Below are 20983 nucleotides of genomic sequence, written 5' to 3' on the forward strand. Positions count from 1 at the left end.
AATTCGGACCGGTTTGCAGAGCGAAAAACGCCGTGGGACGGCGATTGAGCTCCGAATGCTTTGAACCTGGGGCTAGGGCCTTTGCTACTCCGGCTGTTCCGCCAGCGTTTTCAATGCCGCCGATACGGGCGACAGAGCGACACGCTCGGCCCGGTCCTGCAACCCCCAGAGCAGCAGCGCCGAAATCGTGTCGGGCTGGACGCGCCCGACCATGATCACCGCCCCCTCCTGACCGGCACGGAAAGCAGCCTGATCCAGAAAGCGCCGGATCACGGTTGGCGTTTGGCCCGCGCTGTCGAAATCGCGGAAGATCAGACCGGCAGGCACGCCTTCCCGTGCGGCCAGCTTCTGCGCGGTGTTCAGTCCCTTGGACTGCAGCACGAGACCATGACCAGAGGCGCGGACGGCGGCGGCCACTTGATCGGACACGTCGCGGCTTTCCTGCAGACCCGTGCCGGTGCCCTCCATGACTGCGACCGCTTCGGGAACTGCGTCGATGGCTGCTGCAAGCGTCACTTCGGCATCGGACGCGGTCGCGCCCAACGGCATGTCGAGCAGGACGGCAACCTCGAACCCCTTCCCCCGGTACTCTGCTGCGCGGGCAGATGCGTCCGGGAGGGAGGCGTTGACGGCAAACGTCAGTGGGTAGGGGAAGCTCTGCAACGCCGCAAGGCCCACGGTGCCCCCGGTCAGATCAGCACCATTGTCGATCAGGACAATCGACATAAGCGGCTTGGCCTCGGGGTTCTCAAACGGGGCCGCGAAGATCTCCATCGGGGGGCCGGACGGTGCAACGTCAGTTGGCTCCGCCGGTGCGGCGTCAGGCGTGTCGTCGGCAGTCGGCTCGCGGTCGATTAACGAGGTGGCCGGGCGGCCGATGCTGGGCCGACCCGTTTCGACCACCGGATCAAGCGCCGAAGGCAGCGCCGAAGCGCGGTCCTGTGTTTGTTCGGGCGCGGGCACAGGCGCAACTTCGACCGGCGCATCCGCCACGTCGGGTGCTTGCGGCGCAGGTGTCGCCCCCGGTGCGGCGGGCGCTGGCGCTTCGGCACCCGGCGTGTCGGTCCCGTCTGGCACAACCGACGCCTCGTCTGAAAAGGCGCCCGGTGCTTGCGGCACATCGGGTGCAGGCGGTTGCGCAGGATCTGTCGAGATCGACAGCTCTGTCTCATTTGTCGGTGCCGAAGGTGCATTGCCCTGCACAACCGGCTGGACCGGCGCGTCGGTATCAATGGCAACCGAAGCCCCCTCACCGGCATCGGCAGGCGTGCCCAGCCCCTCTGCATCACCAGTTTGCGGTACGGTCGGCGTATCGGCACCTGCAGCTTCGGCGGCGGTCACATCATCAGGTTCCGGGCTTCCCACCTGCGGGACATCGCCATCACGGACCAGATCGGCGTCTCCGGCGGTCTGCGGTGTCTCGCCTGTGCCCGTCTGCGGCGCATCTGCCCCGCGCGGAGCCAGCACCACGGCATCAGGACCGGTTGGGCTGTCGCTGGCAATGGACAAGGCTGCGGCCCCTGCAACACTGACAACGCCGCCCCATAGAATGCCGCTCAGAAAACCCCGTGCCATATCTGACCTCTTTGCCTGTCCCGCGGCGGCCCCGCTTTGCGATGTGCCGCTGCCTGCTCTTCCCGTTGCTCCGACCCTGTCCGCCCCTTGACGCTGGCGGGCAAGCCTGAACATGTAGGCGCAACTATATCGGCCATCGCGCGCCCTTGGAACATCGAATACGCCCATGCTGCTGCTGATCGACAATTACGACAGTTTTACCTACAACCTCGTGCACTATCTGGGCGCGCTCGGTGCAGATGTGCATGTCTATCGCAACGATGCGCTGAACGTGCAGGAGGCGATGGCGCTGAAGCCGGATGGTATTCTGCTGTCCCCCGGCCCCGGCGTGCCGGATCAGGCCGGGATCTGCCTGGCCCTGACGGAAGCAGCGGCGGAAACACGGACCCCGCTCATGGGTGTTTGCCTGGGTCATCAGACCATCGGGCAGGTTTTTGGCGGCACCGTCGTGCGCGCGGGAGAGATCGTGCATGGCAAGATGGGCACCATGCACCACGACGGCGCATCGGTGTTCAAGGGTCTGCCGACACCCTTCGAGGCCACGCGCTATCATTCGCTGATCGTCGACCGCAATGGCCTCCCGGATGAGCTGGAAGTCACCGGAGCGCTCGAAGACGGAACGATCATGGGTCTCGCGCACAAGGAACTGCCGATCCACGGCGTGCAATTCCATCCCGAGTCCATCCGCTCGGAACACGGGCACGCGATGCTCAAGAACTTCCTCGATCTGATGCCGGTGTCGGCATGAGCGACGCGCTGAAGCCGCTGATCGACGCGGCCGCCAACGGGCCACTGAGCCGCGATCAGGCGGAGGCGGCCTTTCAAATCCTGTTTGACGGCGAAGCGACGCCCAGCCAGATCGGTGGCCTGCTGATGGCCCTGCGCACGCGCGGCGAAACGGTGGACGAATACGCCGCCGCAGCCGCCGTCATGCGCGCCAAGTGCAACAAGGTGAACGCGCCCGCGGGCGCCATGGACATCGTAGGCACCGGAGGCGACGGCAAAGGTACGCTCAACATCTCCACCGCAACCGCATTTGTCGTTGCAGGCGCGGGCGTGCCGGTGGCCAAGCACGGCAACCGCAACCTCAGTTCGAAGTCCGGCGCCGCGGATGCACTGACACAGATGGGCATCAACGTCATGGTCGGTGCAGAGGTCGTAGAACAGGCGCTGGAGGGGGCCGGCATCGGCTTTATGATGGCGCCCATGCACCATCCGGCAATCGCGCATGTGATGCCCACGCGGGCCGAGTTGGGCACGCGCACGATCTTCAACATCCTTGGGCCGCTCACCAATCCAGCCGGGGTCAAACGGCAACTGACCGGCGCCTTTTCCCGTGACTTGATCCGCCCGATGGCCGAAACGCTCGCCCAACTTGGCTCCGACGCAGCATGGCTTGTGCACGGTTCGGACGGAACTGATGAGTTAACGATCACGGGCATCTCGTGGGTGTCCGCCCTGGACAATGGCAATGTCACGGATTTGGAAGTGCACCCCAACGACGCAGGCCTGCCGACCCACCCGTTCGAGGCTATCGTCGGAGGCACGCCCGAAGACAACGCCAAGGCCTTCAAGGCCCTTCTCGACGGCGCAGCGGGCGCCTATCGCGACGCCGTGCTGCTCAATGCGGCAGCGGCATTGAAGGTCGCTGGACAGGTCGATACGCTCAAAGACGGCGTCGCCATGGCCGCAGAAAGCATCGACAGCGGCGCCGCAAAGGCTAAAATCAAGGCGGTAGCAGATATCACCCAGAGCGCGGCCTAGTCCCTTCTCTGTTCCAAAAAATCCCGGGGGTCCGGGGGCTGGCCCCCGGTTCCGCCGCCAAACACAGCGCGACAGATGACAGATACGATCCTCGACAAGATCAAGGCCTACAAGCTCGAAGAGGTTGCTGCCGACAAGGCGGCAAAACCGCTTGAAGCGGTCGAGGCCGAGGCGCGCGAAGCCTCCATCGTCCGTCCCTTTGCCCAAGCGCTGCAGTTGGCCAACCGAGAAGCCTACGGCTTGATTGCCGAGATCAAGAAGGCGAGCCCGTCCAAGGGGCTGATCCGCGAGGATTTTGACCCGGCCACATTGGCCAAAGCCTATGAGGACGGCGGCGCAACCTGCCTGTCCGTGCTCACCGATACGCCCAGCTTTCAGGGGGCCAAGGAGTTCCTGACGCAAGCCCGCGACGCCTGCGCCCTGCCTGCCCTGCGCAAGGATTTCATGTACGACACCTATCAGGTCGCCGAGGCGCGCGCACTGGGGGCAGACTGCATCCTGATCATCATGGCGTCCGTAAGCGATGCGCAGGCACAGGAGCTTGAGGCTGCCGCCATCGACTGGGGCATGGATGTCCTTCTTGAGGTGCATGACGCCGATGAACTGGCGCGGGCAACGAACCTCAAAAGCCCGCTCATGGGGATCAACAACCGCAATCTCAAGACCTTCGAGGTGACGCTCGACACCACGCGCACCCTGTCCAAACTGGTGCCTGCGGATCGAACAATCGTGGCCGAAAGCGGGCTGAACACGCCCGAGGACCTCGCCAACCTCGCGATGTACGGCGCGCGCACCTTCCTGATTGGCGAAAGCCTGATGCGGCAGGACGATGTGGCCGCCGCCACGCGGACCCTGCTCGCCAATCCGCTCACATCCGGGGGAGGCATGTAGATGGGGCTCACACATTTCGATGATCAGGGTGCGGCTCATATGGTCGACGTGTCCGACAAGGACGTCACCGATCGTATCGCGGTCGCCGAAACTTACGTGAAGATGAAGCGTGAAACCTTTGATATCATTACTGAAGGGCGCGCCAAAAAAGGTGATGTGATCGGTGTGGCGCGCCTCGCCGGAATCATGGGCGCCAAGCGGACTTCCGACCTGATCCCTCTGTGCCACCCCCTTCCCATCACCAAAGTGTCGGTCGATCTGGAACCCGACACCGACCTGCCTGGCCTGCGGATCACCGCCACCGTCAAGACCACGGGCCAGACCGGGGTCGAGATGGAGGCGCTGACCGCGGCCTCCACCGCTGCGTTGACCGTCTATGACATGGCCAAGGCCGTGGACAAGGGCATGGAAATCGGCGGCCTGCGTGTCGTTCTTAAAGACGGTGGTAAATCAGGGCGTTACGAGGCGACATGATCACGGTTGCCGAGGCGCTGAACCACCTCTTTGCCCTTGCAGACGAGATGCCCGTCGAACATGTACCCCTTCTGGACGCGGACAGTCGGGTGCTGGCGGAAGCAGTGACAGCGCGCCGAACACAACCGCCCTTCGCGGCGTCTTCCATGGACGGCTACGCGCTGAAGGCCGTCGAGGCGGACCTGCACGCACAGTTCAAAGTTGTGGGCGAAGCGGCTGCCGGTCATGGTTGGTCGGGCAAAGTCGGCGCCGGGCAAGCCGTGCGCATTTTCACCGGTGCGCCGGTGCCGGACGGCGCGGATAAGGTCGTGATCCAGGAGGATATCACCCGCACTGGCGATCTGATCACCATCACCGATGAACCGGGACCAAAGGACAACATCCGGCCGGCAGGCATCGACTTTGCAATCGGTGACAGCATTGACGCCCCGCGCGTCCTAGCTCCCGCGGACATCGCCCTACTCGCATCCATGAACGTCGCCACCGTACCCGTCCGCCGTGCGCCCATAGTCGCCTTGATCGCGACGGGGGATGAACTGGTCATGCCGGGCGAAGACCCAGGTCCCGACCAGATTATCGCCTCAAACACCTTCGGGCTGGCCGCCATGCTGCGCAGGCTCGGCGCAGAGCCGCGCCTGTTGCCCATTGCGCGCGACAGCGCCGTGTCACTGACAACTGTCTTTGGTTTGACCAAGGGGGCCGACCTGATCGTGACCATCGGCGGCGCGTCTGTCGGGGACCATGACCTTGTCGGCCATGTTGCGGGTGAATTGGGCATGGACCGCAGCTTTTACAAGGTCGCCATGCGCCCCGGCAAACCCTTGATGGCAGGACGGTTGAACGGCATCCCCCTAGTCGGTCTGCCCGGCAACCCCGTGTCGGCCATGGTGTGCGGCACGATATTCCTGACGCCCATGATCCGCGCCATGCAAGGGCTGGGCCCGGCCCCCGCCCCGCGCGTTCAGATGCCTCTATCAGCGCCGCTGGCCGCCAATGGCCCGCGCGAGCATTACATGCGCGCCGTCGCCAAGGACGGCACCGTTGCGGATGCAGGCCTGCAAGACAGCTCGCTGCTCAGTGTTCTGGCGGATGCAAACGCGCTCATCATACGCCCGCCCAGCGACCCCGCCCGCGCCATCGGCGACGTTGTCGATGTGGTCCCTTTGGGCTAGGGAGTTGACACAAAAGGGGAACGTCCGTAGAACAAACCCAAACCAACAGGGTTTGGAGGACGAACAGTGCTGACCAAAAAGCAGCTCGATCTGCTGGAATTCATTCACAAACGGGTCCAACGGGACGGTGTACCACCCAGCTTTGATGAGATGAAAGAAGCGCTCGATCTGCGCTCAAAATCGGGCATCCACCGGCTGATCACGGCGCTGGAAGAGCGCGGCTTTATCCGCCGCCTCGCGCACCGCGCACGTGCCATCGAAGTGGTGCGTCTGCCCGAAAGCCTGGGCGGCGCGCCAAGCGGCTTCCAACCCAAGGTGATCGACGGCGACAAGCCGGACGCACCACCGCCGCCAGCCGCGCGCCCGGTCGAGGCAACCCACGCGGTTGAACTGCCGGTCATGGGGCGCATTGCTGCTGGTGTACCGATCTCGGCGATTTCCGAGGTGTCACACTCGGTCGCCGTGCCGGGCCAGATGCTGTCGGGCCAGGGCGAGCACTACGCGCTCGAGGTCAAAGGTGACTCGATGATTGACGCCGGCATCAACGATGGCGACGTCGTTGTCATCCGCGAAACATCGACAGCCGACAATGGCGACATTGTGGTGGCCCTGGTCGAAGATCACGAGGCGACACTGAAGCGCTACATGCGCAAGGGCGATACCATCGCACTCGAGGCCGCCAACCCGGCCTATGAAACGAGGGTGTTCCCCGTCGGCCAGGTTAAGGTGCAGGGCCGTCTGGTGGGACTGATCCGCACCTACTGATCCCTTTTATCTACGGCTAAGGCGGTCCAACGGGCCGCCCTAATCGCTTCGCGCCAACTGATCGGGCGATGTCCCATCGAATGTCAGATCAAGTTTCGGCGACGCAGTCCACCCCGACCACATGCGATCCCCTGCGACCTGACGGGCCGTGCGAATGCTCAAACTGTCTGCGCCTGCGACAAGCGCAATGGCGCCCGTGCGCCGCAAAAGGGGTGGCGTCAGCACCAGGCACTCGAGGTCGGCGTGCTCATCAAATTCGGTGTTGCTGACCACGATCTCCCCGGTTTTGCAGCCGCCGAAGGCAGCGGCTGCACGTTTGCCGCTGAGGTGGATGACGGTGACCGGGTGCTGCGCATCCCAACGCGCGGCGGCCGTGGTCTGGTCAATCCCCTCGCCGTCATTTTCCAACCAGTTGCGCGCGATGAACCCGCCGCCTTTTGCTTTACTCAGCGCGCGCCCCTCCTCGGTCATCACACCGACAAGGCCGCCCGTATCGGCGATCAGCACGTCTGGGCGCGATCCGGTTTGCCACAATGCAAGGCCCAACAGGACCGGCAGAACGCCAAGTACGCGCGCGCGCCCCTGCCACAGAATGACAAACAACATGCCCGTCGCCATCAAGGGTAGAACAACGGCGCTGGGACCTGCGACGTAACCTTGCGCACCGTCGAGGCCAGACACCATGTCCGCCACCCACAGGATCCAGCGCAGCCCGGCGCCCATCAGCCACAAGCCAACGATATCCAGGCCCACAGGCGCCAGCACCAGCGCTAGCACGGCCGCCGGGATCACCAGCACACCCATCAATGGCACACTCGCAAGGTTCGCAATCAGGCCGTAATGCGCCATTGTGTTGAAATGCGCTGCCCCAATCGGGGCCGTGGCAAGCCCGGCCACCGCCGAGGATATGACAACGCCCAGCAAAGGTTGCAGCCACTTCGGTCCCAATGTCCACTCCATGTCGCGGATCCAGCCGAACACGGCGACAAGGGCGGTCGTTGCGGCAAAGGACATCTGGAAGCCTGGCCCCATCAGCGCCTCTGGCCGCAGCGTGAGCACGATGATCGCCGCCATGGCGACCGCGCGCAGGCTGATAGCCCGCCGGTTGACGAGGATTGCGCAAAGCGCCACGGCCACCATCACAAACGCGCGTTCGGTGGCGACGTTGCCACCCGACAGCGCCAGATAGACCGACGCTGCCATCAACGCACCCAGCGCCGCGAGTTTGCGCGCGGGCCAATGCAAGGCGACATGCGGGATCAACGCAAAAAGCAGCCGCAAAAGCCCAAAGACAAAGCCCGACAACAGCCCCATGTGCAGACCCGAGATCGCCAGAAGGTGGGCGGTGTTGGACGCGCGCAGATCGTTGAGCGCATCCTGACTTATGCCGCTGCGATCACCGGTGGTCACAGCTGCCGCAAATCCGCCCACGTCGCCCGGCAGCACGTCGCGCACATGCGCCGATACCGCCATACGGATGCGAAAAATGCACTGCCGCAGGTCGAATTCAGCCGTGCTGATGGCGACGACGGGCACACGGGTGTACCCAACAGCACCCAGTTCGGCAAACCAGGCATGGCGCTGGAAGTCAAAGCCGCCCGGCTCCACCGGTCCTCCTGGCGGGCCAAGATGCCCGGTCATCATCACGCGCAAGCCTGGTTCGGGGGCGACACCCAATGCACTGTCGCCATGCAGTGAGATGCGCACCCTCGTGGGAGTGTCGGTAGGTGCAACCCGGTCCAGTTTGACATGATCCAGCGTCAACCGCACGGCGTCCGACGCGCTGCGGTCCATGCCCACGATCCGCCCCTCGACCGGGCCGAAATAACGCCAGTCCAGCACGGGTCCGGCGACCGAATGCGCGCGCCATCCGGCCAGAACAAACCCAAACGCAATCATAACTGCAAAGACCATCGCGGGGGATGTCACCTCACCCATCCGCCGGGCCGCCAGCGCCAGAACAACGCCTAGAGCGCCGACGCCCGCAATCATGGCCGTGGACGGTTCAAACTTCAGACCAAAAAACAGGGCGATCCCGCACGCCATCCCCACCGGGCACCACCCAAAGAGGTGCCCGCGCTGGATCAGCATCGCGTGCCGCAGGCCCATGCTTGCCCCTTTTGGCGCTGGTGAGTATCAGGGGCCGAAACCGTAGACCCGTCGTGGTTAAGCAAAGGTAAATCCGTTCCATGTCCAAAGCCGTTGTCACCCGTTTTGCCCCCTCGCCCACCGGCTTTCTGCATATCGGCGGCGCGCGTACAGCGCTGTTCAACTGGCTCTATGCCCGCGGGCGCGGCGGTACATTCCTGCTGCGGATCGAGGACACAGACCGCGCGCGCTCCACACCGGAAGCGACGCAAGCCATTCTTGACGGCATGGTGTGGCTTGGTCTTGACCATGACGGAGAAGCGATCAGCCAGTTCGCCCGCGCCGACCGCCATGCAGAGGTTGCGCACCAGCTTCTGGCCGAGGGCAAGGCGTACAAGTGCTTTTCTACCCAAGACGAGATCGCGGCATTCCGTGAGGCCGCGCGGGCTGAAGGCAAGTCCACCCTGTTTCAATCGCCTTGGCGCGATGCGGACCCGTCGACCTACCCTAACACGCCTTTTGTCGTGCGGATCAAAGCACCGCAGGACGGCAGCACCGTTATCAAGGATGAGGTTCAGGGCGATGTGACAATCCGAAATGACCAGCTTGACGACATGGTGCTGCTGCGCGCGGACGGCACACCGGTCTACATGCTCGCCGTTGTTGTCGATGACCACGATATGGGCGTCACCCATGTGATCCGGGGCGACGACCACCTCAACAATGCGGCGCGGCAGATGATGATCTACGATGCCATGGGATGGGACGTACCCGCCTGGGCGCATATTCCGTTGATCCATGGTCCCGATGGCAAGAAGCTGTCGAAACGCCACGGCGCCTTGGGCGCGCAGGAATATCAGGTCATGGGCTACCCGGCGGCGGGCATGCGCAACTACCTGACGCGGCTGGGGTGGAGCCATGGGGACGACGAATTCTTCACCGATGCGCAGGCTTTGGAATGGTTCGACCTGAACGGCATAGGCAAAAGCCCCGCGCGGTTCGACGTCAAAAAGCTCGAAAACCTGAGCGGTCAGCATATTGCGCAGTCTGACGACGCTGCATTGCAGCACGAAATCGAGGGCTTTTTGGCCGCCGCAGGCCGTGAGCCCCTGAAACATTCGCAGAAAGATGGGCTGATGGCCGCACTGCCGTTTGTCAAAGAAAGCGCGAAGACACTGCCGGAACTTCTTGAAAAAGCGCATTTTGTTCTGACAAGCCGCCCTGTCACGGCGGATGAAAAAGCCTCAAAAGCACTTGATACGGTATCCCGTGGTATACTGACGCAATTGACGCCGCAGCTGCAAACCGTTACTTGGTCGCGGGACAGTTTGGAGGCTGTCCTGAACGACTTTGCTGCCGCACAGGATACAAAATTCGGCAAGCTGGCAGGCCCGCTTCGGGCCGCCCTCGCGGGTCGATCAGTCACGCCTTCGGTCTTTGACATGATGCTGGTGCTGGGGCGTGACGAAACCCTTGCCAGGCTTGAGGATGCTGCCACCTGACGCGGTTCATAAATCGTTCATGGTGCGCAGTCTAACGAGGGGCACGCGGAGTTTCCGTGAACCCAGGCGGACGCGCCCGCCACGCGACGAAAGGAACGACCCTGATGGCCGATACCCAAAAATCCGCAACCCTGACCATTGGTGACGACAGCTACGACCTGCCCATCCACTCTCCCACCGCGGGCCCTGATGTGCTGGACATCCGCAAACTCTACGGCCAGGCGGGTGTGTTCACCTACGATCCCGGTTTCACCTCGACCGCAAGCTGCGACAGCACCATCACTTACATCGACGGAGGCCAGGGTGTGCTCTTGCACCGCGGCTATCCCATCGATCAACTGGCGGAAAAGTCCCACTATCTCGAAGTCTGCTACCTGCTGCTTTACGGTGTTCTGCCAACGGCTGCGCAGCTGGAAGAATTCGAGACCACGATCACGCTGCACACGATGCTGCACGAGCAGATGCAGAACTTCTTCCGCGGGTTCCGCCGCGACGCACACCCGATGGCCATCATGGTTGGCGTGGTCGGCGCGATGTCGGCCTTCTACCATGACAGCACCGACATCTCGGACGAACACCAGCGCGAGATTGCATCGCACCGCCTGATCGCCAAGATGCCGACGATCGCGGCCTGGGCCTACAAGTATTCCATCGGCCAGCCCTTCGTTTATCCGCGCAACGATCTGGACTATGCGTCGAATTTCCTGCGCATGTGCTTTGCCGTCCCGGCCGAGGATTACGAGGTCAACCCGATCCTCAGCCGCGCGATGGACCGCATCTTTACCCTTCATGCGGATCACGAGCAGAACGCCTCGACCTCGACCGTGCGTCTGGCCTCATCCTCGGGTGCCAATCCGTTTGCCTGCATCGCCGCTGGCATCGCCTGCCTCTGGGGGCCCGCGCATGGTGGTGCGAACCAGGCCTGTCTGGAGATGCTGAAGGAGATCGGCAGCGTCGACCGCATCCCGGAATTCATCGCGCGGGCCAAGGACAAGGACGATCCGTTCCGCCTGATGGGCTTTGGCCACCGGGTTTACAAAAACTTCGACCCGCGCGCGACCGTGATGAAACAGTCCGCTGACGAGGTACTGGAACTGCTGGGGGTCGAGAACAACCCGGTCCTGCAAGTCGCCAAGGAACTGGAAAAACAGGCGCTCGAAGATCCGTATTTCGCCGAGAAAAAACTGTTCCCGAACGTGGACTTCTACTCCGGCATCATCCTCGAGGCGATGGGCTTCCCCACCTCGATGTTCACGCCCATCTTTGCGCTGTCGCGCACCGTCGGCTGGATCTCGCAGTGGAAGGAAATGATCGCCGATCCACAGAACAAGATCGGCCGCCCGCGCCAATTGTACCTGGGCGAGACGTCCCGCGACTACGTGGACATCGAACACCGCTAAGCCGATCAGCCCCCGCACATTGCGGGGGTTTTTCGTTCAATGCACCCGCATCCAGCCCACCGTTTCCCACGCGTAAACAATCACGCTCCGTAACTTGACGCGGTTCGGCGTCTGGTTAAACAGTCGTTGCAACGGTCTAGTGGAGAGTTGGACATGGGTATTGGAATTGCGTTGCTGGCACTGTTGGGCGTTGGTCTTGTCGTCAGTGTTTTTGATGACGACGACGATTCCACGCCATCCGAGCCTGAGGGCATCGTAAGCGACGGCGGGGAAGGCGACGACCTGATCGAAGGCACAGCCGGAACCGACCTGCTGTCCGGCGGCGCCGGAGACGACACGCTCGGCGGCGGCGCATCCTCCGACACACTGCAAGGCGGAACAGGCGACGACCTGCTGGAAGGCAATGCCGGTGATGACCGCCTTCTGGGCCAGGGCGATGATGACGTTGTCATCGGCGGTGGCGGAGAAGACACCGCATCCGGTGGGTCTGGCAACGACTTTGTGCAAGGCCGCGGCGGGGATGATATCGTGAAGGGCAGCCTGGGCACCGACTGGCTCGAAGGGAATGACGGCAACGACAGTGTGGACGGCGGCTTTGGTGCCGATACGCTGTTGGGCGGTGAGGGAGCTGATACACTGGAGGGCGGCGCCAACAACGACCTGCTGATCGGCGGGACGGTCCCTGGCACACCTTTATCGGCTGAAGACCTGGAAGCGTTGCGTGATGGCGACGAGTCGCTGGCGAGCATCCTGAACGTCGCCAACGGTGTCGCGCTTGATCTGTCCGATGACGACGCGCCGGACGTACTGAACGGCGGCGATGGCGACGATGATCTTGTTCTGGGCGCCGGGGATACCGGAACCGGCGGTACGGGCGAAGACACCTTTGTCCTTCTGGCCGAGACGGCACTGTCCGAAAACGGTCCCAGCACAATCACGGATTTCGACGGAACCGAAGACAGCCTGATCGTCCTGTTCGAGCAGACTGAGGAAGAAGAAGAGGACCCGGTGACCATCGACGTCACGAACGAAGACGGGAACGCGATCATTTCGGTGAACGGACAGCCCATTTCGATCCTCGTCGGCGCCGCGGGCCAGATCGAATCGGCCGATATCGGCACGGGCAACGGCATCGTCGTAGGCTTCCTCGATCCAACCGGATAATCGTCCAGCCACAGCGCGATAGATACAATTCAGGCCGGTGCGCAACACTGTTGCGCCCGGCCTTATCGTTTGCGCCTCGGATCCGAATTTATTCTTGTTTTAGTTGTATTTAGCTATATCACATTGACTTGAAACAGCCCCCGCCAGACACTCCAAAAAACGCGTAAAGATGTCTTGTTTGCGTCCTGGGGGGGATCGCCATGCTGTTTCTGCTTTCTTTGTTTCCTGCGCTGTTGACCAGCGGTTTGGTGGCTGACGATGACACCGACGAACAGGTATCCGCCGCCGAAGACGAGGAGGGTCAGCTGCTGATCGGCACCATCGGCGATGACAATATCTCAGGCGGCGAAGGTGACGACGATATCATCGGGCTGCTGGGCAATGACACGCTTGATGGCGGGCCCGGCGGCAATGATATCATCCAGGGCCTGAACGGCGATGATCTGATCATCGGTGGTGAAGGCAACGACGCGATGCAGGGCCGCGGGGACAATGACACGGTCCAGGGGTTCTCGGGCGACGACTGGGTGGACGGCAACGATGGCCAGGACCTGGTGCGCGGCGGCGGCGGGTCCGATGTCGTGATCGGCGGCCAGGGCGAAGACACGGTTGACGGACGCAGCGGTGATGATGTGGTGATCGGCGGCGAATTGAACGCGGACCCGCTCAGCAACGCGGAGCTGCGCGTGTTGCGCGACGGTGGCACAATCGACGACATCTTTGCCGACCAGACGCCGCCCATTGCCGAGTTGCGCGACGATGGCGCCGCTGACGAATTGTTTGGCGGTCGCGGATCAGACGTGCTGCTCATGGGTGCAGGCGATACCGCCACGGGCGGCAGCGAAATTGACGCCTTTGCCGTCATCGCCGACACGGCAGACAGCACACTGGGTCCCGCCACCATCACCGACTTCAACAGCCCCGAAGGCGAAAGCCTCGCCCTCTATTTCCGCGCGGATGAGACGGTGAACGAGGATCTGATCACGGTCACTGACGAGGGCGACGATGCACTGGTCAGCTACGATGGCGAAGTGTTGGCACGCATCACGGGTGCCGCTGGCACATTGACGGCGGACGACATCGGCATACTCCAACCCGAGGACCCATCGACCACACCCGTCATTGAAGGCACTGATGACGCCGAGATTTTGGACGGCACGGCTGCGGATGAAATCATCAACGCGCTCGGCGGCAACGACAATGTCGAAGGCGGCGCAGGTGACGATACCATTTCGGGCGGTGACGGGGCCGACATCATACAGGGCCAGGCGGGCTTTGACGTGATCACCGGCAATGCAGGCGACGACCTGCTGCAGGGACGCGGCGGTGACGACACCCTGTCCGGCAACCAAGGCTTTGACTGGGTCGACGGCAACGATGGCGACGACAAGGTTAATGGCGGCCTGCAAGCCGATACCGTGATCGGTGGCCAGGGCAGTGACCTGCTCAGCGGTGGCGAAGGCAATGACGTCGTCGTCGGTGGCGAAGTGTTCTCCAACCCTGCGGGAACCGGCGCCCTTCAGGCGATCCGCGAGGGCCTGTCCCTTGAACGCGCGTTTGGCAATCAGGACATCGGTGCAACCCTCGCATTGGAGGATGATCGGTCCGCAGACACTCTTGATGGCGGCAATGGCAGCGACGTGCTGATCTTTGGCGCGGGCGATAGAGCGACAGGCGGTGCAGGCACCGACAGCTTCGGCATCTTCGGGTCGACCCAAACCGCGGATGATGTGGCGACGATCACCGATTTCGATGCTGCAGACGACACGATCTTTGTCATCGACACGCTCGGGGTCCAGAGCCCTGTGATCACGATCAATGACGTCGACGGCAATGCAGAAATTCTGCTGAACGGCGCAGCGGTTGCAACAGTCACCGGCGCTGCAGGAACGCTGACGGCCGCTGACGTGTCCGTCGTGACCGCAATTGAAACCGCCTTGATCGACCCGAATATCTAGGTCGCGAGATCGCGCCCGGTCTGTCTGAACCTCAGTCCGGGCGTCATTGCCTCAGCGCCCCTCGAAACTGGGTTTGCGCTTTTCCACAAACGCCAGAACACCTTCGCGGAAGTCGCGGCTCTTGCCACAGGCGCCCTGCTCTGCCGCCTCTGACGCCAGCTGCTGTTCCAGGTCGTTGTCCCAGCTGGCGCGGATCACCCGTTTGGCCGCGGCGAAGGCTTGCGTCGGCCCTTGAGACAGGTGCGCGACGCGCGCGCGCCAATGTGCGTCGAACTCGTCATCCGCCACGGCTTCCCAGATCATACCCCAGGCATCCGCCTGCTTTGCCGTGATCTTTTCCGCAAAAAGGGCGGCTCCCATCGCCTTGGCCATCCCCATCGTACGCGGCAGAACATAGGTGCCACCGGCATCCGGGATCAGTCCGATGCGGGTAAAGGCTTGCAGAAAATACGCGCTCTCGGACGCGATCACCACATCGCATGCAAGTGCCAGGTTGGCCCCCGCCCCGGCAGCGGCACCGTTCACGACCGCCACAGTGGGCACCGGGCACGCCACGATGGCATTCAGCATCGGCGCATATTCGTCGCGCAAGGTCCGCTCAAGGTCCAGATCGGACGCATTGGCCCGATCACCCAGGTCCTGGCCCGAGCAAAACGCCCGCCCTGCCCCGGTCAGCACGACAACACGCGCAGTCTTTCCGGCATGGGTGACCGCCACCTCGATCTCCGCCCGCATCTGCGTGGTCAGGGCGTTCATCTTCTCCGGCCGGTTCAGCGTGATGATCGCCGCACCGTCATCCATCTCGTAAGTGAGGGTGTCGTATTTCATGGCCGGTGTCCTTTTTCGGGTCTGATCCTCAATACCAAACAGATCAGTTTAGAAAAGCCCCGAGGGTGGTCACTCGTCCATAATCTCACGCAAACGTCGCGTCTCTGCGTCGCTCAAGCTACCGTCCGCAACGGCAGGCGCGCGGCTGCGGCCACGCAGGTACCCCACGCCGATCCCAATGGCGAGCAGGAACATCAGCGGCCCCGCGGCCCAAAGCATCCAGTTTGATCCAGACACGCGCGGCGTCATCAGAACAAACTCACCGTACCGCTCGACAAAGAAGTCTACGACCTGTTCGTTGGTCTGCCCCGCTGCCACCTGTTCGCGGATCAGGCGGCGGGCATCCACGGCCCATTGCGCGTTCGAGGATGCAATAGATTCAGACTGGCACACCACGCAACGCAGGGCGTGATCCAGTTCGCGCGCCTGCGCCTCCAGCCTGGGATCATCCAGCATCTCGGTGGGATCCAGAGCCAGCGCCGCCGTGCTCAACGCCAGCCAGAACAGAACCGCAAGCCGCCTCATTCCGCAGGCACCGCTGCATCGCCACGCGCTTGTCTGCGCGCACCTACAGCGACACGGAACCGCCGGTCGCTCAGGGACAACAGCCCGCCCAGCGACATCAGCGCACAGCCAATCCAGATCCAGTTCGTAAGCGGCTTGATATAGGTGCGCACGGCCCAGCCTCCGTTCACCTGTTCATCCCCGATCACGACATAGACGTCACGCGCCAGATCATAGTCAATCCCGGCCTCGGTCGTCGGCATTTGTGCCACGGGGTAGATCCGCTTTTCAGGCCGCAGCTGGGCAATCTCTTCACCGTTTTGAGCAAGGGTAATGAACGCCATCGTGGACAGGTAATTCGGACCCTCCACATTCTCGACCGCATCCAGTGTCAGGTCATAGCCACTCACATTGAACTGCTCACCGATCTGGGCCACGCGAATGTCTTCTGTCTGCCACGCGGTCAGCCCGGCCACCCCGATCATCGTCACGCCAAGGCCCGCATGCGCAACCGTCTTGCCCCAATCGGCGCGCGGCAAACGCCATAGCCGACCAAAGTCAAACTTCTGCCCCGTACGCGAGGCCAGATCGACCATTGCGCCCATGACCAGCCAGGCGCCCAGAAACGCGCCCAGCGGGCCGGTCAGCGGCTTGCCGGTGTTCATCGCCCATGCCAACCCGCCAAAGGCCAGGGCAAGCACAAAAACATAGCGCAGGGGCCGCACGGCCCGCGCGATCTGCCCCCGCTTCCAGGGGATCATCGCTCCAACGGGCAGGATCAGACCAAGGATCACCATGAACGGCGTGAACGCCATGTTGAAGAAAGGCGGCCCCACGCTCAGCGTCCGGTCAAAGAACATCTCGGCCACCAGCGGCCACATGGTCCCTACAAAGACGACGAAACAGCTTACCGCCAACAACGCATTGTTGGCCACCAACGCACTTTCCCGGCTCACCACGCCAAAGACGCCCCGTGCCTCCATGACACCGGCGCGCAGCGCAAAGAGGATCAGCGCGCCACCCATGAAAAAGCCCATGATCATCAGGATGAAAACACCACGCTCAGGGTCGTTCGCAAACGCATGGACAGAGGTCAGCAGGCCGGACCGCACGATAAACGTCCCGATCAGCGAAAAGCCAAAGGCAAGGATCGCCAGCAAGATCGTCCAAGCCTTCAGGCTCTCCCGCTTTTCCACGACAATCGCGGAATGCAGCAGCGCTGCGGCCAGCAACCAGGGCATGAAGGACGCATTCTCGACCGGGTCCCAGAACCAGAAGCCGCCCCAGCCCAACTCATAGTAGGCCCACCACGACCCTAGCGCGATGCCGATGGTCAGAAACACCCAGGCCGCCAACGTCCAGGGCCGTACCCAACGCCCCCATGCGGCGTCGACACGCCCTTCGATCAGGGCGGCGACAGCAAAGGAAAACGCCATACTCAAGCCCACATAGCCCAAGTACAGAAACGGCGGGTGAAGCGCCAAACCCGGATCTTGCAAGAGCGGGTTCAGATCCTGTCCGTCAAAGGGCGGCACCGCAAGGCGCAAAAACGGGTTTGATGTGAACAGAATAAAGGCCAGAAACGCTACGCCAATGGCCCCTTGCACCGCCAACACGCGCGCCCGTAACGTAGGTGGCAGATTGTTGCCAAACCAGGCGGCCATCGCGCCAAAGAGCGCCACAATCAGCACCCAGAGGAGCATGGAGCCCTCGTGGTTCCCCCAGGTCCCCGAAATCTTGTAGATCATCGGTTTCGCCGAATGGCTGTTCAGCACCACCAGCCGCAGCGAAAAATCGGACACGATAAAGGCCCACATGAGCGCGGCAAAGGAAAAGGCGATCAGTATAAACTGAAGCGACGCCGCGGGCTCAGCCACCGCCATCCATCTCGGGTTTCGTCGCCATGCCCCCACCATCGGCACAACCGACTGCACGATTGCGATCAGAAAGGCGAGGACGAGGGCGAAATGACCGAGCTCTGTAATCATGCAATTGTTATAAGAAGTGTGACGCCCTCCGCCAATGCCCCTGCTGCATTTGTCGCATCACGAATGTGCCAGTCATCCCTTCTGCTGGCCGAAAATACGTCGAGGGTTTGGGTACTGGCCCCCAGGTTACAGAGTGGTGTCGCGCGGCGCCCTTTGGGTCAGGCCACGCGTCGCCATTCCTCCAAAGCCGCATTCCCAGAAGGCGCCAGTGACGCGACGGTCAAGGCAGCATCGCCATCCGTGTCCGCCGCGCCAATCCCGTCGTGACGCAACTTGCGCAGGGCCGAGACATTCTCGATCACCTGCGGGAGATGCGCCATCGTCTGCACAATCTCGCGCTGGAATTGCTGCGCCTTCACCTGATGTCGCGCGCCGAAATAAAACGACACGATGACCCCCAGCAGCCACCACAGCGGCTCCGGAACAAGCGCAATCCCCTGCATCCGTTCGGCAAACCACAAGGGCGACACCATTGCGGATACGAACAGTCCCAGCGTACCCAGGGCAAGCGCCGGACGTGGCAAGCGATTGATACCGTCCATGAACCGGTCGAACCATCCCTGACGCGCGACGGCAAACTCCGCGCCAAACTCGCGCATGGCCGTCATCTGCACCTCGTGGGCGCGGGCCGATCCGGCCTCCGCATTCTCGCGAAACACCTGCACCGTGTCGCGCACCACATTCCGGTCGCCGCCGAACAGCAGCCCCAACAACCCCCTGATCATCCCCATGCTGCAATCCTTTCCCGAAACTGCGCATCCGTCAGGTGAAAGCGCGGCGCGATGAACTCTTCGGCCCGCTTGATCCACCCGCCCTTGCCGCCCGCCCGCGTGCGTGCGTACTTGCGACTGGCCGGACGGTTGTCGGCGATGCGGAAGTAATAGTTGCGCCGCGCGATCCCATAAGCGTCGACCAGATGATCCGGTGCTGCATCAAACGCTGCACGTGCTGCGCCAATGCTCTGCGGTCCCAGCGCGCCATCCACGATCACACTCTGCCCCATGGAATTCAGCAACCGCTGCAGGATCTTGATCGCGTTGCCACCGGCGTTCACGTACATGTCGAACACCGTGGCATGCAGCGGCTCCGGCAGATCCCCAATCCGCGGCCGCTCGAAGTAATGCAGCACAAAGATGTCCACAGCCTGCGCTCGGCTCAGTTGCCGCACGTCACGCACATCCACATCCCCGTCCCGATCCAGGTCCAGCCCCAGCCGCTGAATCGTGTGGATGGTCACGCCGAAATTCGTGGCCCCGCCCGGATCATCCGGGTCATTCACAAAGCCGCCCTCGCGACCAACGATCTCTTCCGCAATCTGACGTACGTCCTGCATGTCTTCACCCTGATGGTGTCCCATGGGGCAGAACGTCAGCGATGTAGGTTAACGGGTCTTAACGCGACCGTACGCTAGGTCTCGGGGTCCTTATAGACGCCCTGCTCTTTCAGAGCGTCCACGACCTCGGCCGGCATATAGGTCTCGTCATGTTTGGCAAGGATTTCAGAGGCTTCAAAGACGCCGTCGATATACTTACCCGTGCCCACCATGCCCTGATTTTCCTCGAACAGATCAGGAAGCACGCCAGTAAAGACGACAGGCACAGACGCACCACCGTCGGTCACTTCAAAGCGAATCGAAGCGCCCTCGCCGCGCACGAGCGAGCCCTCAGCCACCAAACCACCGATCCGAAACACCTCAGTCGGGCCCGGAGGTTCGGCCATGATCTGGCTCGGGGCGCGGAAGAAGTTGATCCCATCGCGCATCGCATAGCCGATCAGCACCGTCGAAACCGTCAACGCCACCGCCGCAAGGGCGATGATCTGGATCCGACGCTGCTTCTTCAGGCTTTTCATGGACGTCTGCTATGGAAAAAGCGGGGCCATCATCAGCCCCTCGACCTCATTTATACCTAACATCAGATTGGCGTTTTGCAACGCCTGCCCCGAAGATCCCTTGGTCAAATTGTCGAGGGCCGCGACCACAACCGTCCGCCGAGGCAACCGATCGGCGGCCACTCCGATATGGCAGAAGTTCGACCCGCGTACATGCCTCGTCGAGGGTACCTCACCCATGGGCAGCACTTCGATGAAAGGCTCGTTCTCATACGCAGACGCCAACGTATCCCACACAGCCTGTGCATCGCCTTTGACGTAGGCCGTGCCCAAAATCCCCCTATTTGCAGGGATCAAATGCGGCTGAAACTGTATGTGAACCTCCCGGCCCGCCACTTTTGAAAACTCCTGATCGAACTCGCCGAGATGCCGATGCGACCCGCCGGTGGCATAAGCGTGATAGCCTTCGGACAGCTCTGCATGCAGCAGGTTTTCCTTCAACACCCGCCCCGCGCCCGACACAGCAGCCTTCAAATCCAGAATGATGTCATCCAGGTCGATGACCCCAGCCGCGATCAAAGGCCGCAGCGCAAACTGACCGGTCGCTGCGTTGCAGCCCGTACCCGCGACGAGCCGCGCACCGGCAATCTCGTCCCGGTAAAACTCGGTCAGGCCATAAACGGCCTCGCCCTGCATCGCGACCGCCGCATGCGGGTTGCCGTACCACTTCTGATAGGCCTCCGGATCGCGCAGCCTGAAATCGGCACTCAGATCCACGATCCGCAAACCCCGCGGCAGGCCCGAGATCACCTCCTGGCTGGTCTTGTGCGGCAGCGCGCAAAAGCACAGATCAATACCTGCCCAGTCAATCTGGTCAAAGGCGACCATCGGCGGCAGGTCCAGATGGCGCAGATGCGGATAGACTTGCGCAACGGTCTGACCAGCTTTAGAGAACGCTCCCAAATCCTTGATTTCAATGGAAGAGTGTCCGGCAATCAGCCGGATCAGTTCAGCGCCCGTGTAGCCGGAAGCGCCCAGAATAGCGATGTTATAGGTCATGTCAGTCTTCTTGCATAAGGT

19 protein-coding genes are annotated in these 20983 nt (G+C 62.4%); 10 read left to right on the forward strand and 9 right to left on the reverse strand.

Annotated features, from left to right (window positions below):
- Positions 1-84 precede the first annotated feature (84 nt).
- Complete coding sequence (locus tag FD715_RS22985; RefSeq protein WP_147105818.1) at positions 85-1575, reverse strand: divergent polysaccharide deacteylase family protein; 1491 nt, start codon at positions 1573-1575, stop codon at positions 85-87.
- Positions 1576-1741: 166 nt separating this feature from the next.
- Here FD715_RS22985 and FD715_RS04435 point away from each other — a divergent pair, with 166 nt between their 5' ends.
- The 6 genes from FD715_RS04435 (at position 1742) to lexA (ending at position 6641) form a co-directional block, all read left to right on the forward strand.
- On the forward strand, positions 1742-2323 hold the full coding sequence (locus FD715_RS04435; RefSeq protein ID WP_147105821.1) for an aminodeoxychorismate/anthranilate synthase component II: 582 nt from the start codon (positions 1742-1744) through the stop codon (positions 2321-2323).
- Positions 2320-3339: an anthranilate phosphoribosyltransferase gene (gene trpD, locus FD715_RS04440; protein ID WP_147105824.1), complete on the forward strand. Its 1020-nt coding sequence runs from the start codon at positions 2320-2322 to the stop codon at positions 3337-3339. Before FD715_RS04435 ends, trpD begins: the two co-directional genes overlap by 4 nt.
- Before the next feature lie 75 nt (positions 3340-3414).
- Positions 3415-4230, forward strand: a complete 816-nt coding sequence (gene trpC, locus FD715_RS04445; protein ID WP_147105827.1) for an indole-3-glycerol phosphate synthase TrpC — start codon at positions 3415-3417, stop codon at positions 4228-4230.
- On the forward strand, positions 4231-4704 hold the full coding sequence (gene moaC, locus FD715_RS04450; protein WP_147105830.1) for a cyclic pyranopterin monophosphate synthase MoaC: 474 nt from the start codon (positions 4231-4233) through the stop codon (positions 4702-4704).
- Complete coding sequence (glp, locus tag FD715_RS04455; protein ID WP_147105832.1) at positions 4701-5876, forward strand: gephyrin-like molybdotransferase Glp; 1176 nt, start codon at positions 4701-4703, stop codon at positions 5874-5876. The genes moaC and glp overlap by 4 nt, the downstream gene beginning before the upstream one ends.
- A gap of 66 nt (positions 5877-5942) precedes the next feature.
- The gene (lexA, locus tag FD715_RS04460; RefSeq protein WP_147105835.1) at positions 5943-6641 is read left to right on the forward strand and encodes a transcriptional repressor LexA; all 699 of its coding nucleotides are present in this window, start codon (positions 5943-5945) and stop codon (positions 6639-6641) included.
- A 39-nt stretch (positions 6642-6680) separates the two neighbouring features.
- Here the strand turns inward: lexA and FD715_RS04465 are convergent, their stop codons facing one another.
- Positions 6681-8750 (reverse strand): ComEC/Rec2 family competence protein, encoded by a 2070-nt coding sequence (locus tag FD715_RS04465; protein WP_147105837.1) that lies wholly within the window; start codon positions 8748-8750, stop codon positions 6681-6683.
- An 80-nt stretch (positions 8751-8830) separates the two neighbouring features.
- On the opposite strand from FD715_RS04465, the gene gltX reads away from it, so the two are divergent.
- The 4 genes from gltX (at position 8831) to FD715_RS04485 (ending at position 14753) form a co-directional block, all read left to right on the forward strand.
- Positions 8831-10231 (forward strand): glutamate--tRNA ligase, encoded by a 1401-nt coding sequence (gltX, locus tag FD715_RS04470; protein WP_147105839.1) that lies wholly within the window; start codon positions 8831-8833, stop codon positions 10229-10231.
- 104 nt (positions 10232-10335) lie between these two features.
- The gene (gene gltA / locus FD715_RS04475; protein WP_147105842.1) at positions 10336-11631 is read left to right on the forward strand and encodes a citrate synthase; all 1296 of its coding nucleotides are present in this window, start codon (positions 10336-10338) and stop codon (positions 11629-11631) included.
- Positions 11632-11784: 153 nt separating this feature from the next.
- Positions 11785-12795 (forward strand): calcium-binding protein, encoded by a 1011-nt coding sequence (locus FD715_RS04480; protein WP_147105845.1) that lies wholly within the window; start codon positions 11785-11787, stop codon positions 12793-12795.
- A gap of 200 nt (positions 12796-12995) precedes the next feature.
- Complete coding sequence (locus FD715_RS04485) at positions 12996-14753, forward strand: calcium-binding protein (protein WP_147105848.1); 1758 nt, start codon at positions 12996-12998, stop codon at positions 14751-14753.
- A 51-nt stretch (positions 14754-14804) separates the two neighbouring features.
- On the opposite strand, the gene FD715_RS04490 is transcribed toward FD715_RS04485, so the two are convergent.
- From FD715_RS04490 to argC, 7 genes are all read right to left on the reverse strand, one after another.
- Positions 14805-15581: an enoyl-CoA hydratase-related protein gene (locus tag FD715_RS04490; RefSeq protein ID WP_147105851.1), complete on the reverse strand. Its 777-nt coding sequence runs from the start codon at positions 15579-15581 to the stop codon at positions 14805-14807.
- A gap of 69 nt (positions 15582-15650) precedes the next feature.
- Complete coding sequence (locus tag FD715_RS04495) at positions 15651-16106, reverse strand: cytochrome c-type biogenesis protein (RefSeq protein WP_147105854.1); 456 nt, start codon at positions 16104-16106, stop codon at positions 15651-15653.
- Positions 16103-18073 (reverse strand): heme lyase CcmF/NrfE family subunit, encoded by a 1971-nt coding sequence (locus tag FD715_RS04500; RefSeq protein ID WP_147105856.1) that lies wholly within the window; start codon positions 18071-18073, stop codon positions 16103-16105. Before FD715_RS04500 ends, FD715_RS04495 begins: the two co-directional genes overlap by 4 nt.
- Positions 18074-18231: 158 nt before the next feature.
- Positions 18232-18804 carry a holin family protein gene (locus tag FD715_RS04505; RefSeq protein ID WP_147105860.1) on the reverse strand — a complete coding sequence of 191 codons (573 nt, stop codon included), beginning with the start codon at positions 18802-18804 and terminating at the stop codon, positions 18232-18234.
- Complete coding sequence (locus tag FD715_RS04510) at positions 18795-19406, reverse strand: holin-associated N-acetylmuramidase (RefSeq protein WP_147105862.1); 612 nt, start codon at positions 19404-19406, stop codon at positions 18795-18797. Before FD715_RS04510 ends, FD715_RS04505 begins: the two co-directional genes overlap by 10 nt.
- Positions 19407-19480: 74 nt before the next feature.
- Positions 19481-19924 (reverse strand): cytochrome c maturation protein CcmE, encoded by a 444-nt coding sequence (gene ccmE, locus FD715_RS04515; protein ID WP_147105865.1) that lies wholly within the window; start codon positions 19922-19924, stop codon positions 19481-19483.
- 9 nt (positions 19925-19933) lie between these two features.
- The gene (gene argC, locus FD715_RS04520) at positions 19934-20962 is read right to left on the reverse strand and encodes an N-acetyl-gamma-glutamyl-phosphate reductase (RefSeq protein WP_147105869.1); all 1029 of its coding nucleotides are present in this window, start codon (positions 20960-20962) and stop codon (positions 19934-19936) included.
- Positions 20963-20983: the final 21 nt, after the last annotated feature.

Origin of the sequence: Tateyamaria sp. syn59 (assembly GCF_007995245.1) — a bacterium.
In the GTDB taxonomy this organism is placed as follows: Bacteria; Pseudomonadota; Alphaproteobacteria; order Rhodobacterales; family Rhodobacteraceae; genus Tateyamaria.

What these genes read in the sequence shown, in the direction of transcription:
- FD715_RS04465 (WP_147105837.1), bottom strand. Translation starts at nt 8,750, where the DNA reads ATGGGCCTGCGGCACGCGATGCTGATCCAGCGCGGGCACCTCTTTGGG.
- ccmE (WP_147105865.1), bottom strand. Translation starts at nt 19,924, where the DNA reads ATGAAAAGCCTGAAGAAGCAGCGTCGGATCCAGATCATCGCCCTTGCG.
- moaC (WP_147105830.1), top strand. Translation starts at nt 4,231, where the DNA reads ATGGGGCTCACACATTTCGATGATCAGGGTGCGGCTCATATGGTCGAC.
- FD715_RS04490 (WP_147105851.1), bottom strand. Translation starts at nt 15,581, where the DNA reads ATGAAATACGACACCCTCACTTACGAGATGGATGACGGTGCGGCGATC.
- FD715_RS04480 (WP_147105845.1), top strand. Translation starts at nt 11,785, where the DNA reads ATGGGTATTGGAATTGCGTTGCTGGCACTGTTGGGCGTTGGTCTTGTC.
- argC (WP_147105869.1), bottom strand. Translation starts at nt 20,962, where the DNA reads ATGACCTATAACATCGCTATTCTGGGCGCTTCCGGCTACACGGGCGCT.
- trpC (WP_147105827.1), top strand. Translation starts at nt 3,415, where the DNA reads ATGACAGATACGATCCTCGACAAGATCAAGGCCTACAAGCTCGAAGAG.
- FD715_RS04495 (WP_147105854.1), bottom strand. Translation starts at nt 16,106, where the DNA reads ATGAGGCGGCTTGCGGTTCTGTTCTGGCTGGCGTTGAGCACGGCGGCG.
- FD715_RS04505 (WP_147105860.1), bottom strand. Translation starts at nt 18,804, where the DNA reads ATGGGGATGATCAGGGGGTTGTTGGGGCTGCTGTTCGGCGGCGACCGG.
- FD715_RS04500 (WP_147105856.1), bottom strand. Translation starts at nt 18,073, where the DNA reads ATGATTACAGAGCTCGGTCATTTCGCCCTCGTCCTCGCCTTTCTGATC.
- gltA (WP_147105842.1), top strand. Translation starts at nt 10,336, where the DNA reads ATGGCCGATACCCAAAAATCCGCAACCCTGACCATTGGTGACGACAGC.
- glp (WP_147105832.1), top strand. Translation starts at nt 4,701, where the DNA reads ATGATCACGGTTGCCGAGGCGCTGAACCACCTCTTTGCCCTTGCAGAC.
- FD715_RS04510 (WP_147105862.1), bottom strand. Translation starts at nt 19,406, where the DNA reads ATGCAGGACGTACGTCAGATTGCGGAAGAGATCGTTGGTCGCGAGGGC.
- gltX (WP_147105839.1), top strand. Translation starts at nt 8,831, where the DNA reads ATGTCCAAAGCCGTTGTCACCCGTTTTGCCCCCTCGCCCACCGGCTTT.
- FD715_RS04435 (WP_147105821.1), top strand. Translation starts at nt 1,742, where the DNA reads ATGCTGCTGCTGATCGACAATTACGACAGTTTTACCTACAACCTCGTG.
- FD715_RS22985 (WP_147105818.1), bottom strand. Translation starts at nt 1,575, where the DNA reads ATGGCACGGGGTTTTCTGAGCGGCATTCTATGGGGCGGCGTTGTCAGT.
- FD715_RS04485 (WP_147105848.1), top strand. Translation starts at nt 12,996, where the DNA reads ATGCTGTTTCTGCTTTCTTTGTTTCCTGCGCTGTTGACCAGCGGTTTG.
- trpD (WP_147105824.1), top strand. Translation starts at nt 2,320, where the DNA reads ATGAGCGACGCGCTGAAGCCGCTGATCGACGCGGCCGCCAACGGGCCA.